Here is a 15,512-nt window from a genome sequence, read left to right on the forward strand (position 1 = left end):
GCCTGCTTGTGATATAATATAGGAAAGGAAGAAAGCCGAATGCCTACGACGATTAACCGACTCAACGATTTTTATGTCAAGTATTTATTGGGAAGCGAGAAGCGCAAGCATTTGACGATCCACTTTTTGAACGCCGTCCTGTACGGCGACGACGCGCCGCAGATTGCCGACGTGTTCTTTCTCGACAAGGATTTGGACCCGGAGCGGGCGGACGGAAAGCCGGCCAAGCTCGATATACTGGCGAAAACCGACCAGGGGATGCTGATCAATGTCGAGGTGCAGGTGCGGCGGCAGGCTCATTTGGCCGAGCGGTTTTTATTCTATTGGGCGGAAATGTACGGCAGCCAGATGAAGCGGGGCGACGGATACAACGCGCTGAAGCCGTCGGTGTCCATCATTTTGACGGAGTTTGACCATCTGCCGGAAGCAAGCTGGCACAATGCGTACTCTATCTGCAACGACGTATCCCGCCGGCGGCTGACCGATCATTTTGCCATGCACTTTATTGAATTGAAGAAGTTTACGTACAGCGACGTAAAGGCCCTCCACCGGCTGGGTCGCTGGACGGCGTACTTTTCCAACTGCGGAGACAGGGAAACGGAGGAATTAGCCATGAGCGATCCGGTAATGAAAGAAGTCGTACAGGCTGAAACGGCCTTTACAGAAGACGAAATCATGCGGAGAAAATATTCGCAGCGCGAAAAAGCCGTGAGAGACTATATTTCTGCTATGGATGAGGCGAAACATGAAGGGCTGCAAGAAGGATTTGAAAAGGGAATGGAGAGAGGCATTGAGAGGGGCATGGAGAAAGGCATGAAGAAAGGCATACAAAGAGGGATCGTGCAAATGGCGGTAAAGATGTTGGAAAACGGAATCGACCGGCATACCGTAGCTGCCATCACCGGGTTGAGCGAACAAGAACTCGCAGCTTTGAAAACGGCTGCGGCAGGAGGCTGTGATGCATAAGGATACGACGATACCGGCGGCAGAGCCTTTTACGGAAGAGCAGATACAGCGGCGGCGCCGCTTGCAGCGCGAAAAGGCCGAGAGAGATTATATTTCCGATATGGAGGAAGCAAGACGTGAAGGGCTGAGAGAAGGTTTTGAAAAAGGTATAAATGAAGCGGTTAAGAAAGGTGTAAAAATGGGGATTATGCAGGTGGCAGCCAACATGCTGGCTGTCGGCATGGATATCCGTCAAGTTGCCATGATTACGGAGCTGAGCGAAGAGGAGCTGGAGGCCTTGAAACACGGCGTATAATAAATCTATAATATAAAATAAGACGTTCCCATGACGGATGCCGCAATGCGGCCTGTTAGGGAACGTCTTGTTTTTGTATGGTTCGCAGGATATATGATGCTGTTTATCCTTGCGTTATTATATTATATGTGTATATTACAGCTTGATGAATCCCGGCGTCGAGAGGTAGCGGTCGCCGTTGTCCGGCAGGACGGCTACGATGGTCTTACCGGCGTTTTCCGGCCGCTTGGCGATTTCTGCCGCGGCATGGAGGGCTGCGCCGCCGGAAATGCCGATGAGGAGGCCTTCGGCTTTGGTAAAGGCCTGGGCTGCCGTATAGGCTTCGTCTGTCGTGACGGTAAATACTTCGTCGTAAATGGTCTTGTCGAGGGTTTCGGGGACGAAATTCGCGCCGATGCCCTGCAGCTTATGGGGGCCGGCGTGGCCTTCGGACAGGAGCGGCGAATCGGCTGGTTCGACGGCTACGACTTGAACGGACGGCTTTTGTTCCTTCAGATATTGTCCCGTGCCGCTCAGGGTACCGCCCGTGCCGACGCCGGCGACGAGGATATCGACGGCTCCGTCCGTATCGTCGTAGATTTCCGGGCCTGTCGTGGCCTTGTGGATGGCCGGGTTGGCCGGATTGCTAAACTGGCCGGGGATGAAGCCGTGCAGTTCTTTGGCCAATTCTTCGGCCTTGTCGACGGCTCCCTGCATGCCCTTGGCTCCTTCCGTCAGGACGATGTCTGCGCCGTAGGCTGCGATGAGCTTGCGCCGTTCGACGGACATGGTTTCCGGCATGGTGAAGATGGCTTTATAGCCTTTGGCGGCGGCGACGGCGGCCAGGCCGATGCCCGTATTGCCGCTCGTCGGCTCGATGATGACCGTTCCCGGCTTGAGCAGGCCCTTCGCTTCGGCGTCTTCAATCATAGCCTTGGCGATGCGGTCCTTGGCTGAACCGCCGGGATTAAAGGCTTCCAATTTGACGAGCAGGCGGGCGCCGACGCCTTGGGCGGCGTTGAAACGGGCCGGCTCCAGCAGGGGCGTGCGGCCGATCAAATCGAGGATGGACGTATATATCTTTTTCATGAAAATCACTCCTTTATACTGTATGTAGTATGATTTGAAAATAAAATAGTAAAACTATACCATAAAATATACTAGATAAGTATATTTTAGCTATACAAAGGCAACGGGCTCCGCGCTGTTTACGGGGGAGGAGAGGTTCTTAGCGGCTGAGGCTGCGCAGATGCGGCTCGGCGGTGTCCATGGCGTTTACGCGCGACTGGAGGATGGCGACTTGCTGCTGCAAGGCGGCAATCTGGTCTTCGATGGGGTCGGGCAGGCGGTTGTGATCCAAATCGACGTCCTGTTCCGAATGGCTTATCTTTTTGCCCTGCTGGAGGACGACGCGGCCAGGAATGCCGACGACTGTCGAATAGGGCGGCACTTCTTTTAAGACGACGGAGCCGGCGCCGATTTTCGAGCCTTCGCCGACTGTGAAGGAGCCGAGTACCTTCGCTCCGCAGGCGACGACGACGTAATCGCCGATTGTCGGGTGGCGTTTGCCTTTTTCCTTGCCCGTGCCGCCGAGGGTCACGCCCTGATAGAGGGATACGTTGTTGCCGATAATGGTCGTCTCGCCGATGACGATGCCCATGCCGTGGTCGATGAACAGCCCTTCGCCGATCTGTGCGCCCGGATGGATTTCAATTCCCGTGAAGAAGCGGGCAATAGTCGAGATGATGCGGGCCGTGACAAACCATTTGTGCAGGTAGAAGAAATGAGCCAGGCGGTATGCCCAGATAGCGTGCAGTCCCGAGTAGCACAGCAGGACTTCCAGGGTATTTTTTACGGCCGGGTCTCGTTCCTTAATGACGTGAATGTCCTTTCTCAGGGTGTTAAACATGAATGGTGCCTCCTTGTGTCGTACGAATAAATGCTGAAATACAAAAAAGCCGCAGTCCCTAAACAGAGACGGCGGCCCGCGGTTCCACTCTGATTTGCAGGCATCTCAGCGATGCGCTGCACCTCAAGGCCCATAACGGCGGCAAACCGTGACAACCTACTATATGTTCAGCTGCCCTGCTCCCAAAGGCATTCCATCGTACTAGGCGGCGGCAGGAGCTCTCAGCCGGTGACTCCCGTTCTCTGTATAGCTTTCGTACGTGTACTTGTTTTGGTCATTGCATTTTTCGTTGGGAACATAATACCGTTTGTTTGAACGTTTGTCAAGGTATTTTTTGCAAGGTTATAAAAAATTTACATTTTTCCGTATTCTAAAACGGGCTATTTGGAATGCGATGCGCGTCAAGTTGAAATGAATTATTGTAATGTTCAGATGCACATTGCAGGACAGGTGATGCAGTGGGAATAGAACATAACATTGCGTCATAAAATAACGGATAATGTATACAAAATAGAATTATAATGTAAAATAAATGAATTTTAAAACAAATAAAAATGAAAATTAATACTATAAATACGAATAGTCAAAGTGGAACATGGAAGGAGCTTTGTTGGAAAAACGTGCGGGATTAACCTTATAAATAATAATTTTTAATCATAGTAAAATGCTGAAAAAGTCATGATAAAAAGACATAGCGGCATGCAAAATACCTGATAAAACCTAGTGAAATAGCGAATATTATACTACAGAGGTATTAATTTAAGTAATATAAACTTGTCAAGTGTATTGCTATGTCATATATGCAAATATGACTATAAAGCATGGATTTGCGAGTATCGTTTCACAAAATATATTGCGACTTTGCGTCAGACTCGTTGCATAAATTGTATAAAATGCTATACTTATATTAATACTTTAATAGTATGCCATGCATTCATTTAAATTTTATATTTGACGTAAAGAGGTGTGAACATGGAAAAAGCAGAATTGTACGAAACGTTCCAAAAAGGATTAACCAGCGTCGCTGGGGAATGCTATTTGGCTAAAAAAGCCGACGTAGCAGCAACTCTTGTCAAGATTTTCCAGGAAAAGGATGTAAAGGATGTCGCTCTGGTCGAAACGCCGCTCCTGAAAGAAGCCGGCGCAGCCGACGCCTTGAAGGCGGCAGGCATTAAGACCGACACGGATCACTTCCGCAAAAACGCTCCCTATGACAAAGGCGGCGTAACGGAAGCCGATTACGGCGTCGCCAACCTGGGCTCCCTCGTCCAAATGAAGGATGATATTGACGACCGTATCGTAGAAATCGTAGCGGACGTATATGTCGGCATTATCAAGTTGTCGAAGATCGTCGACGATTTCGATTCCATGATCGACATTATGGCCGAAACGAAGCCATTCCCGAAATTTGCCGGCATCATTACGGGCCCGAGCCGTACGGCCGACATCGAATGCGTCAGCACGGTCGGCGTCCACGGACCGCGCCAGTATGCCGTCATTGTTGTGGAAGATGAGTAAAGGAGGGAATGACACATGTCAACTGAAATGGATTTGTTGAAACAAGAAATCGAGCGCGCAATGGACAACGCGCCTTTGCAGAAAGCGCTGAAAAACTTTACGACTGCGTATCCCGGCAACCGCGAACGCGTTTACAAAGGATACGACTTTGAAGCCCTGCGGGAAAAGGTGCACGAAGTAAAATCCTACGCCCGCGACCACATCGACGAACTGCTCGACGAATTCGAAAAGAACGCTACGGCCAACGGCGCCGTCGTATTCCGCGCCCATTCGCCGCAGGAAGCCTTCGACTACGCGTTGAAGGTAGCAAAAGAACAGAACGTCAAACTCGTCGTCAAATCGAAATCCATGGCATCGGAAGAAATCCACTTCAACCCGGGCTTTGAAGCCGCAGGCATTCACGCGCAGGAAACGGACTTGGGCGAATTCATCAACGCCATCGCCGGCGACACGCCGTCCCACATGGTAATGCCCGCCATTCACTACTCCAAGGAAGACGTAGCCGACCTGTTTACGTCCTATACGAAGGAAAAAGAAGTTCCCGATATTTCCAAGGAAGTTAAAACGGCCCGCCGCGTCATGCGTGAAAAATTCCTGACCGCTGAAATGGGCGTATCCGGCGCCAACGCCGCCGTCGCCGAAACGGGCACGGTCATCACCATGAGCAACGAAGGCAACGGCCGTATGGTAGGCACCTTGCCGGCCAGCCACATGTACATCTTCGGCATTGAAAAATTCGTCGCCAAGATGAGCGATGTCCGCTATATCTTCAAGGTCCTGCCCCGCAACGGCACGGCCCAGAACCTGACGACGTACCTGTCCTTCTACACGGGCGCGACGGATGTCGTAACGGATCCGGAAAACGATACGAAGCAGAAGAAGAGCTTCCACATCATCATCCTCGATACGCCGGAACGCCGCAAGATCATGAACGATCCCGATTACAAGGACATTTTCTGCTGCATCCGCTGCGCAGCCTGCCTCAACGTATGTCCGGCCTTCCGCCTCGTCGGCGGCCACGTATACGGCGGCAGCATCTACACCGGCGGTATCGGCACGCTGCTCACGGCCTTCCTCAACAGCCGTGAACGCGGTAAAGAAATTCAGAATATCTGTCTCCAGTGCGGCACGTGCAACACCGTCTGCGGCGGCAAACTCGACATCGCCGGCATGATCTTGAAGCTGCGCACGAAGTACGCTCAGGAAGACGGCCTCAACCCGATTCATAAGTTCTGCCTCGACACGGTCGCCGACCGCCATCTGTTCCATTCCATGCTGCGCATCGCATCGGTCGCTCAGGGCGCGATTACCAAAGGCCAGCCGATGATTCGCCATATGCCGATGTTCCTGTCTGGCCTGACGTCGGGCCGCAGCCTGCCGAGCATCGCTCCGCAGCCGTTCCGCGACGTACTGCCGACGATCAAACAGGACGTTCCCAATCCGAAGGGCAAGATTGCCATCTTCACGGGCTGCCTCCTCGATTTCGTATACGTAGACATCGCGACGGCCGTCGTCAAAGCCCTCAACATGGCCGGCTACGTCGTAGAAATGCCTCTCGGCCAGTCCTGCTGCGGCGCTCCGGCGACGTACATGGGCGACGCTGAAAACGCTAAGAAAGAAGCAGCGCTCAATATCGAAGCTATGGAAGCGGAAAAATACGACTACATCGTATCGGCCTGCCCGACCTGCACGCACGCTCTGCGCGATTACAAGGAAATGTTCAAGGACGATCCGGAAATGTACAAGAAGGCTTCCGAACTGAGCGACAAGTCTTACGACTTCTCCAAGCTGCTCCACATGCTCGGCGGTCTCCCGGACAACGGCGATGGCGTTCCCATGAAGGTTACGTATCACGATTCGTGCCATATGAAACGCTACATGGGCGTATATAAAGAACAGCGCGAACTCCTGGAAGGCACGAAGGGCGTAGAAATCGTAGAAATGAACAACTGCGATAAATGCTGCGGCTTCGGCGGCTCCTACTCGATTAAATTCCCTGAAATGTCCGCTCCGATGCTCGAAGAAAAGATCGACAACATCGTGGCTACCGGCGCCGACACCGTGGCTGTCGACTGCCCGGGCTGCCTGCTCCAGATCAAAGGCGGTCTCGACGCGCGCGGCCTGAACAACATCCAGGTAAAACATACGGCCCAGATTCTCGTAGAAAAGAGAGAAAAACAGTAACTCCTAACACGGCCGGAAAGGTGTATTGGAACGGCGATGATAAAACAGACATTATTAGAAAACAGCGTTCGGAAATTTATGCCGAAGTATTTTGCCAACGTCAGTGATGAGCAAATAGAGAAGATAAAGAACTATATACAGGCCTTTACGGCCCATACCTTTGCCGGAACGCCGACCGGCGCGGTACTTACCGACGCGACGGCGTCAGAAGGAAAGATGATACGGCCCCGCCTGTTGATGATGGCCTCGGAGTACGGCCCCAAACGCGGCGACGCGCAGGAAACGCTGTATAAGCTGGCGGCTATCGTCGAAATGACGCATTTGGCTTCGCTGATTCACGATGATGTCGTCGACGACGCTCCTTTCCGACGGGGCAAGCCGTCCATCCAGAGCCGGTACGGAAAAAACGCCGCCGTCTACGCTGGAGATTTCCTCATGAGCCGCATCAGCTATCACCTCATGAAGGAGGGCTTGAACCGGGCCGGCATGGTCCTGTCGAAGACGGTAGAGGAAATGTGCAGCGGCGAAATCGGCCAGGCTATGTGCCGGTACAAGGATACGGTGACGATTGACGAGTACCTGCGCAACATCCACGGCAAGACCGTGGCCCTGTTCATGGCCTGCTGCCGCATCGGCGCAATGGAAAGCGGCTGCAGCGAACAGCACGCCGGCATACTGGAATCCTTCGGCGAATGCCTGGGATACATGTTCCAGCTACGGGACGACCTCCTGGACTTTACGGACGACAAGGCGCTGAACGGCAAGACCGTTCATCAGGATTTCCGCGAAGGCATCTACACGCTGCCCGTCCTCATCGCCTTGGAACGGCCCGGCGGCCGGGCTGCATTGACGCCCTACATGGAGCGCAGCGCAGCCGGCACGCTGACGGCCGCAGATATTCGGACGATGGAACGCATTGTAGCGGAATTCGGCGGCATGGAGGAAGCGTGGAAGTATATCCGCCGCTACCAGCGCCGGGCAGAAGAACTGCTGGCGTTCCTGCCGCCGTGTGACGCGGCGCCTCTCCTGCGCAAGCTCGTCAGCAAGCTGGGGGCGGTGTAATGGCGGGACGACAGGCCATGTCCGTGACGGCTGCCGTCCGGCTGGCCAATCCCCATTCGTGGGTAGCGGCAGTCTATCCGGCTGTCTTCGGCGAGCTGTACTGCCTGCTGGCCGGCTACGACCTATCGTGGCTCCAGGCCGTTCTCCTGCTGGGGGCGTGTATCCTCATGCAGTCGTCGGTCAATACGCTGAACGATTATTTCGATTTCGTAAAGGGAACGGACACGACGGACGACTTCGTCGAAGTCCACGACGCCGTATTGGTATACGAGGACATTGCGCCGAAGCAGGCTCTGTATTTAGGCCTCGCCTATCTGGCCGCGGCGGCCCTGCTGGCGCTGCCGGTCATCGTCGGCGCAGGCCCTGCGCCCTGGTGCATCGGCCTTGTCGGCGGCCTCGTCGTCCTGGCCTATTCAGGCGGCAAGACGCCCTTATCCTACCTGCCCGTAGGCGAACTCGTCTCCGGCGGCGTCATGGGCGGCCTCATTCCGCTGGGAGTAGCGGCAGCCGTACACGGCGTTGTCGATGGCCTGGCTCTGATACTAGCCATTCCCTTCATCATCGGAATCGGCCTGGTCATGATGACCAATAATATCAGCGATATCGAAAAGGACAGGCAGGCCCGGCGCAAGACCCTTCCCGTCATAGTGGGAAGGCCAAAGGCCGTAAGGCTGTACCGGGCGGCCGTCGTCTGCTGGATCGTGAGCCTCCTCGTCATTCCCGTCTGGTACGGCGGCCTCTCAGGCCTCGTCGTGCCGGCTCTCACGGCCTTGACGGGCCGGAAGGTCTTTGCCTTCTTGCTGACATCGCCGTTGATTCCGCAGGAGCGGGTGCGGCAGATGAAGTGCATCGCCATGGCCAACGTGCTGGGAAACGGCGCGTATTTGATCGGCGCGGCCCTGGCCGTGCTGGCAGGGAGGACGGTCTGATGGATTCGATGGAAAAACGCAGGCGCGTGTACGGCATCTTCCAGGGCATTTCCCAGACCTACGACGGCGCGAACCGCCGCATCAGCCTGGGGCTGGAGCAATCGTGGAAGCGGGGCCTCGTCGAGGCTGTAGCCTCGCAGGTACCGGACGGCGGCGCCGTGCTGGACGTCTGCTGCGGTACGGGCGATATTGCCGTAGCCGTAGCAAGGAGGCGGCCTGACGCAGCCGTTACGGGTCTTGATTTCTCGCCGGCCATGCTGGACGTGGCCCGCCATAAGGGCGCGGCCTTGGAAAACCTGACCTGGCGGGAAGGCGACGCCATGGCCCTTCCCTTTGGAGACGATACGTTTTCGGCGGCGGCCATATCCTTCGGCCTTCGCAACACGCCTGATTACGGCGCGGTCCTGACGGAAATGACCCGCGTCGTTCGCCCCGGCGGCTGGGTATACTGTCTCGATTCCTTTGTACCTGACTCGCCGTTGATTCGACCCTTTTACGACCTGTATTTCCGCGGCGTCATGCCTCTATTGGGCGGTGGCTTCCGCCATCGCAGGGAATACCGGTGGTTGTGGCAGTCTACGCGGGACTTTCTCCGCAAGCGTGAGCTGACGGCCCTCTTTGCCGCCGTCGGCCTGGAGAAGGTCCGCGCTGACAGCCATCTCTTTGGAACCTGCGCGCTGCACAGCGGGCAGAAACCCCGATACATCTGAACGAACAGGAAATACTATACGTTTACATACATAAACCGGCGGAGCCGACGCACCGGAGCCGCACGGTTAAGGAGGGTAAGAACATGAGTAGTGAAGAAAAATTTGATGCTATCGTTGTTGGCGGTGGCTTGGCCGGTTCGGCGGCAGCCCTGACTATGGCAAAAGCCGGACTCGACGTTATGTTGATTGAACGCGGCAAATTCTGCGGCTCTAAGAACTCCAGCGGCGGCCGTATTTACGGTCACAGCCTGGAACGCCTGATTCCGAACTTTGCCGAAGAAGCTCCCATCGAACGCAAGATTACCCAGGAACGCCTGTCCCTCATGACGGAAGGCGGCGCCTTGAGCTTCCAGTACAATTCCGATAAGCTGCAGAACCTGAAATATCCGTCCTATTCCGTACTCCGCTCCAAATTCGACAAATGGATGGCTGAAAAAGCGGAAGAAGCCGGCGTCATGCTTCTCGAAGGCTTCCGCGTAGACAAGGTCCTCGTCGATGAAAACGGCAAGGCGACGGGCGTCGTCTGCGGCGACGAAGAATTCGACGCCGACGTCATCGTATTGGCCGACGGCGTAAACTCCCTGCTGGCACAGCAGCTGGGCATGAAACAGGAACTGGACCCGAAGGACGTAGCCGTAGGAGTAAAAGAAGTCATTTATCTCGGCGAAGACGTCATTAACGAACGCTTCGGCCTCCAGGGCGACGAAGGCGCGGCCTGGATGATCGCCGGCGACCCGACAGGCGGCAACCTCGGCGGCGGCTTCATCTACACCAATAAAGACAGCTTGTCCCTGGGCATCGTTACGACGATCAGCGACATCGGCCGCGTAGACGTCAGCGTCCCCGACATGGTAGAACGCATGAAGAATCATCCGTCCATCGCTCCCTTTATCAAAGGCGGCAAGCTGACGGAATATTCGGCTCACCTCGTTACGGAAGGCGGCCTCAAGATGATGCCGGAACTCGTACGGGACGGCGTAATCGTAGCCGGCGACGCAGCCGCTATGGTCGTCAACCTGGGCTACACGGTCCGCGGCATGGACCTGGCTATTGAATCGGGTCGTCTGGCCGGCGAAGCCGTCGTCCGGGCTAAAGCGAGAGAAGACTTCTCGGCCGAAAGCCTGTCGTACTACAAGAAGCTCCTCGACGAAAGCTTCATCATGAAGCTCATGAAACAGTATCAGAACTTGCCGGGCCTCTTGGAAGACCACATCATCTTCAACGACGTTCCGAAGATGGCCGACGAATTTGCCGGCATGGTCTACAAAGTAGACGGCGGCGCGCCTGTTGCCCTGCCGATGATCGCCTTGACTGTCTTGGCTAACAACGGCGGCTTGAACGGACTCTTTGATCTTGGCAAAAAAGCTTGGGAGGCGATGTAAGATGGCAAAAATGAGCGTAGACGATAAACTCGGCGTAGTTAAATTCGTGACGGACGAACACGAATCCCACATCGAAATCAACGAAGATTATCAGGATGAAGCGGAAATCAAACGCTTGGTCATGGCTTGTCCGGCTGAATTGTACAAATACACGGACGGCAAATTGGTCTTCAATCATGAAGGCTGCCTGGAATGCGGCACGTGCCGCGTCATTTCCGGCGGCAAGGGCGTCAAGAGCTGGAATCATCCGAAGGGCGCCATGGGCGTAGAATATCATCACGGTTAATATACGGCCTGCATAAAGGCGGAAGGGCGGCGTACGCGCTGTCTTTCCGCTTTTTCCATGTATGAGCTTATGCTGCAGCCCATAAAAAGCGATGCTGTATGAGCATATATGGTAAAAATTTAATCGAATTTTAATCTAAATTTAATTTACTTTTGGCCGTAACCTGCTATTATAATAAGTGTAGAACAGATCATCTACGACGAGTTGAAGATATAAGTTGTTCATATACCCCTCGAACACCCCTATCTTATGTCTTCAGCAAAGCTAAGATATTATCTTCCCCCGATAGTATCTTACACTTAGAAAGAGCCGGCCCCCCTCGCCGGCTCTTTTGCTGTATATGGCAGCAGAAACGTAAAACGTTTATCTTTCATGCTGATAATGAACGATATTCATTCTGAGCTGCTGCGGGCGGTTTGGAGCATTTAGGGCAGCCCAGGAGAGAGAAGGCAGACTGTGCCTGTATATCTGAGGGAGAATGGTTTGGGACATGGCTGAAAATACTTTTTTTGCCCGATGCGGGGTCATTGACATTTTCAACTATTCGTGCAATAATGAGAAAGAACAAGGGACTAGTTCCCCGAACGACATGAGTCTGGAGGTGAAAAACATGCATGTAATTTCTGACGAATGCGTAAAATGCGGTTCCTGCGCAGGCGCTTGCCCGACTGGTGCTATCGAAGAAGGCGAAACGAAGTACGTTATCACTGACGCTTGCATCGATTGCGGTTCTTGCGAATCCGTATGTCCGACTGGTGCTATCTCTGCTGAATAATAGCACCCCCGACTATAAGATAAAAAAGGAGACATGTATATGTCTCCTTTTTTATTTGAATTTTGCCGGTCAATATGATAGGATAGAATCACTGTACGATATCGTACGGAAAGATGTGCACATAGGAGGTTTTGGGTGCAGGTATGGTATATCGCCCTGGTAATCATTGCGTTGGACCAGGGAAGCAAATGGCTGATTCAGCAAGGAATGACGCTTCATGAATCGATTCCGGTCATTCCGGGATTTTTTCATATTACATATATTTTAAACAGAGGCGCGGCGTTTGGTATCTTAGAAAATCAACGCTGGCTTTTTCTGATTATGGCAATACTATTGTTTGTATTGTACGCTGTATTTCGCAAGAAGCTGCCGGAGCATCGGGCGGTGCAGGCCGGCGCGGGCATGCTCCTGGGAGGCGCCTTCGGCAACGCCTTGGACCGCTTTCTGCACGGAGCTGTCGTCGACTTTTTCGATTTCCGCATCTGGCCAGTGTTCAACATCGCCGATATCGGCATCGTCGTCGGCGTATGCCTGCTGCTGTGGTACAGCTGGACACATATTTCTGAGTAAGCGAGGATACCAATATGGATGAAATACGAGTAACCGTAACGGAAGAATGGGCCGATACGCGGCTGGACGTCTATATGGCCAAGACGATGGATATATCCCGCAGCTTCGCCCAGCAGCTTGTCGAAACGGGCGATGTGCTGGTCAACGGCAAGGCGGCCAAGAGCAACCGCCGCCTGAGCGAAGGGGACGAAGTAGCCGTGACGATGGAGCAGCCGGCAGAGCTGCAGGCCGTGCCGGAAGATATCCCCCTGAATATCGTATACGAAGACAAGGACATCATCGTCGTCAATAAGGCCCGGGGCATGGTCGTCCATCCGGCGGCGGGAAATCCCGACGGCACGCTGGTCAACGCCCTGCTGTACCACTGCCGCGGCGAGCTGTCCGGCATCAACGGCGTCATACGCCCGGGCATCGTCCACCGCCTGGACAAGGATACGTCGGGCGTCATGGTGGCTGCGAAAAACGACGAAGCTCATAAGGGACTGGCCGCGCAGATCAAAGCCCATTCGGCCCGCCGTACCTATTGGGCCCTCGTCCACGGCAACATTGCCGAAGAAAAGGGCATCGTCGACGGCCCCATCGGCCGCCATCCCAAGGACCGGATCAAGATGGCCGTCACCTTTAAGGGCGGCCGCGAAGCCGTGACCCATTTCCGCGTCCTCAAGCGCTACGGCGAGTACACCTGGATTGAATGCAAGCTGGAGACGGGACGGACCCACCAGATCCGCGTCCATATGGCCTACATCGGCCATCCCGTCGTCAACGATCCCTTGTACGGCTATAAAAAAGATGATTTTCCTATTGAGGGGCAGGCCCTTCATTCCCATTGCCTGGACCTGGTCCATCCCGTCACGGGCGAGGCCATGCACTTCGAAGCGCCTATGCCCGACGATTTTGCAGCGTGCCTGCACCGTGCCGAACAGCACAGATAAGCGAGGTGTGTACGATGTGGAAAGAAAAAAATCTGCTCATGGATGAGAAAGCCATGGGCCGGGCGATTCGCCGCATTGCCCACGAAATCATCGAACGGAACAAAGGGCTGGACAATACGGTTCTCGTCGGCATTCATACCCGGGGCGTACCGCTGGCCAAACGGCTGGCAGCGGAGCTGTCGGCTATTGAAGGCCTGGCCGTACCGGTCTATGACCTGGATATTTCCGCCTATCGCGACGACGCCAAAAAGACGTCCATCAACATGGTCGCCAAAGGGCAGACCCGCTTCGACGCCGACGGCAAGACGGTCATTTTAGTCGACGACGTCCTCTTTACGGGACGGACGGTCCGCTCGGCCCTGAATGCCATCATGGAGCTGGGCCGGCCCCGCTACATCGAGCTGGCCGTCCTCGTCGACAGGGGGCACCGCGAGCTGCCGATCCGCGCCGATTACGTGGGGAAAAACGTGCCGACGTCGCGGCGCGAGGACATTTCCGTCCAGCTGCGCGAAGTAGACGGGCAGGAACAGGTCGTCCTGCGGGAACAAATCTGATATACTATATATAACAAGAGATATAGGACGCTTCGCAGCCTCCTTACCGTGTACGTTCTAAGGAAGTGATACTATGGTAGGTCAATTAGTAGGAATCGTCGTCGTCCCTCTCGTCGCCTTTATCGTGTATATGCTGTACGCAAAATACCTGCGGTAATGGCGCGGCGGCAGCTGCTCTATAGGGGAGCTGCCGTTTTTTTTATATGCCAATCCATGCTTTTAAAACATGGATTGGCATTTTTTCTAAGTATTTGTTATTGCTCATCCTGTAGTATATACTTGAGCTATCAAGAGAAGGACTTTTGAAGCAGAACATCGGAGGAGGTATTCCTATGAAAGGACGAAGCAGAAACTATATTATCATGGCCTTGTTAGGCCTATCCGTTTTAGGATTCGGCGGGCTGGCCGCCGCGGCCGATATAGCGGAACACGCGCCGCGTTTGATAGCCGATGCGACCCTGCCGCCCGGCGATATGTCCCGCGGAGCCGATAATTTCTACGTCAGCGACAAGGTGGACGGCAAAACCGTGACGTTTACCGATATATACGATATGAAGGTCGCCGGAAATCTCTTCGTTCCTAAGACGCTGAAAGCCGGACAGAAGCTGCCGGCCATTATCGTCGGCCATCCTATGGGAGCCGTGAAGGAGCAGAGCGCCAGCCTGTACGCCCAGAAAATGGCTGAACAGGGCTATGTGACATTGGCTATCGACCTGCCCTACTGGGGTGAAAGCGAAGGGATGCCGCGCAACAGCGTCAATCCCGATACCTATGCCGAAGCCTTCAGCGCCGCCGCCGACTACCTCGGCACCCGCGATTTCGTAGACCGGGACAACATGGGTGTCATCGGCATCTGCGGCAGTGGCAGCTTCGCCATCAGCGCGGCGAAAATCGACCCGCGCCTCAAGGCTATCGCAACGGTCAGCATGTATAATATGGGCGATGCCAACCGCCACGGCCTCCATCATTCCGTGTCGCTGGAGCAGCGTAAGGCGATCATCGCCCAGGCGGCCCAGCAGCGCTATGTCGAATTTGAAGGCGGCGAACGACAATATACGAGCGGCACGACCCACGAGCTGACGGAGGATACGGACCCGATTCAGCGCGAATTCTACGATTACTACCGCACGTCCCGCGGCTCGTATACGACGCCCGGCGAAGACCCGGCTCACACGACCCACCCGACGCTGACGACAAACGTGAAGTTCATGAATTTCTATCCCTTCAACGACTTGGATTTGATTTCGCCGCGGCCCATGCTGTTCATCGCCGGAGCCAACGCCCATTCCCGTGAATTCAGCGAAGACGCGTATCGTTTGGCGAGCGAACCGAAGGAGCTGTACATCGTCCCCAATGCAGGCCATGTCGATTTGTATGACAGGACCGACGTCATTCCCTTTGGCAAGCTGACCCAGTTTTTCAATCAATATTTAAAGAACTAAGGAAAACGGCAGGCGCTGC

At 54.5% G+C, this 15,512-nt stretch carries 16 protein-coding genes; 14 read left to right on the forward strand and 2 right to left on the reverse strand.

The features are described from left to right. Positions 1–39 precede the first annotated feature (39 nt). On the forward strand, positions 40–966 hold the full coding sequence (locus OCV58_RS08145; protein WP_154877518.1) for an Rpn family recombination-promoting nuclease/putative transposase: 927 nt from the start codon (positions 40–42) through the stop codon (positions 964–966). Further along, positions 959–1,261 carry an Rpn/YhgA-type helix-turn-helix domain-containing protein gene (locus OCV58_RS08150; RefSeq protein WP_095630025.1) on the forward strand — a complete coding sequence of 101 codons (303 nt, stop codon included), beginning with the start codon at positions 959–961 and terminating at the stop codon, positions 1,259–1,261. The genes OCV58_RS08145 and OCV58_RS08150 overlap by 8 nt, the downstream gene beginning before the upstream one ends. A 135-nt stretch (positions 1,262–1,396) precedes the next feature. On the opposite strand, the gene cysK is transcribed toward OCV58_RS08150, so the two are convergent. Both cysK and cysE read right to left on the reverse strand, forming a co-directional pair. Beyond that, complete coding sequence (gene cysK / locus OCV58_RS08155) at positions 1,397–2,329, reverse strand: cysteine synthase A (protein ID WP_087478372.1); 933 nt, start codon at positions 2,327–2,329, stop codon at positions 1,397–1,399. 139 nt (positions 2,330–2,468) lie between these two features. Continuing rightward, positions 2,469–3,215, reverse strand: coding sequence for a serine O-acetyltransferase (cysE, locus tag OCV58_RS08160; protein ID WP_255378494.1), 747 nt, complete (start codon positions 3,213–3,215; stop codon positions 2,469–2,471). 906 nt (positions 3,216–4,121) lie between these two features. Here cysE and OCV58_RS08165 point away from each other — a divergent pair. From OCV58_RS08165 to OCV58_RS08220, 12 genes are all read left to right on the forward strand, one after another. Further along, the gene (locus OCV58_RS08165; protein WP_087478374.1) at positions 4,122–4,667 is read left to right on the forward strand and encodes a LutC/YkgG family protein; all 546 of its coding nucleotides are present in this window, start codon (positions 4,122–4,124) and stop codon (positions 4,665–4,667) included. Positions 4,668–4,682: 15 nt separating this feature from the next. Beyond that, complete coding sequence (gene ldhH / locus OCV58_RS08170; protein WP_087478375.1) at positions 4,683–6,851, forward strand: L-lactate dehydrogenase (quinone) large subunit LdhH; 2,169 nt, start codon at positions 4,683–4,685, stop codon at positions 6,849–6,851. 36 nt (positions 6,852–6,887) lie between these two features. Beyond that, positions 6,888–7,913, forward strand: coding sequence for a polyprenyl synthetase family protein (locus tag OCV58_RS08175; protein WP_087478376.1), 1,026 nt, complete (start codon positions 6,888–6,890; stop codon positions 7,911–7,913). Further along, positions 7,913–8,842: a prenyltransferase gene (locus OCV58_RS08180; RefSeq protein ID WP_154877519.1), complete on the forward strand. Its 930-nt coding sequence runs from the start codon at positions 7,913–7,915 to the stop codon at positions 8,840–8,842. The genes OCV58_RS08175 and OCV58_RS08180 overlap by 1 nt, the downstream gene beginning before the upstream one ends. Next, positions 8,842–9,552 (forward strand): ubiquinone/menaquinone biosynthesis methyltransferase, encoded by a 711-nt coding sequence (locus OCV58_RS08185; RefSeq protein WP_154877520.1) that lies wholly within the window; start codon positions 8,842–8,844, stop codon positions 9,550–9,552. Before OCV58_RS08180 ends, OCV58_RS08185 begins: the two co-directional genes overlap by 1 nt. An 83-nt stretch (positions 9,553–9,635) precedes the next feature. Continuing rightward, positions 9,636–10,934 carry an FAD-dependent oxidoreductase gene (locus OCV58_RS08190; RefSeq protein WP_154877521.1) on the forward strand — a complete coding sequence of 433 codons (1,299 nt, stop codon included), beginning with the start codon at positions 9,636–9,638 and terminating at the stop codon, positions 10,932–10,934. Position 10,935: 1 nt separating this feature from the next. After that, positions 10,936–11,220, forward strand: a complete 285-nt coding sequence (locus OCV58_RS08195) for a 4Fe-4S dicluster domain-containing protein (protein WP_087478380.1) — start codon at positions 10,936–10,938, stop codon at positions 11,218–11,220. 610 nt (positions 11,221–11,830) lie between these two features. Beyond that, entirely contained in the window at positions 11,831–11,995 is a 165-nt protein-coding gene (locus OCV58_RS08200) for a 4Fe-4S ferredoxin (RefSeq protein ID WP_087478406.1), read from the forward strand. 135 nt (positions 11,996–12,130) lie between these two features. Then, positions 12,131–12,565 carry a signal peptidase II gene (lspA, locus tag OCV58_RS08205; protein ID WP_087478381.1) on the forward strand — a complete coding sequence of 145 codons (435 nt, stop codon included), beginning with the start codon at positions 12,131–12,133 and terminating at the stop codon, positions 12,563–12,565. Positions 12,566–12,579: 14 nt separating this feature from the next. Further along, complete coding sequence (locus tag OCV58_RS08210; RefSeq protein WP_107195388.1) at positions 12,580–13,497, forward strand: RluA family pseudouridine synthase; 918 nt, start codon at positions 12,580–12,582, stop codon at positions 13,495–13,497. A gap of 14 nt (positions 13,498–13,511) precedes the next feature. Then, complete coding sequence (gene pyrR / locus OCV58_RS08215; protein WP_087478383.1) at positions 13,512–14,051, forward strand: bifunctional pyr operon transcriptional regulator/uracil phosphoribosyltransferase PyrR; 540 nt, start codon at positions 13,512–13,514, stop codon at positions 14,049–14,051. 332 nt (positions 14,052–14,383) lie between these two features. Further along, positions 14,384–15,493, forward strand: coding sequence for an alpha/beta hydrolase (locus OCV58_RS08220; RefSeq protein WP_267312849.1), 1,110 nt, complete (start codon positions 14,384–14,386; stop codon positions 15,491–15,493). Positions 15,494–15,512 lie beyond the last annotated feature (19 nt).

The organism is Megasphaera stantonii (genome assembly GCF_025567065.1).
GTDB classification, from domain to species: Bacteria; Bacillota; Negativicutes; order Veillonellales; family Megasphaeraceae; genus Megasphaera; species Megasphaera stantonii.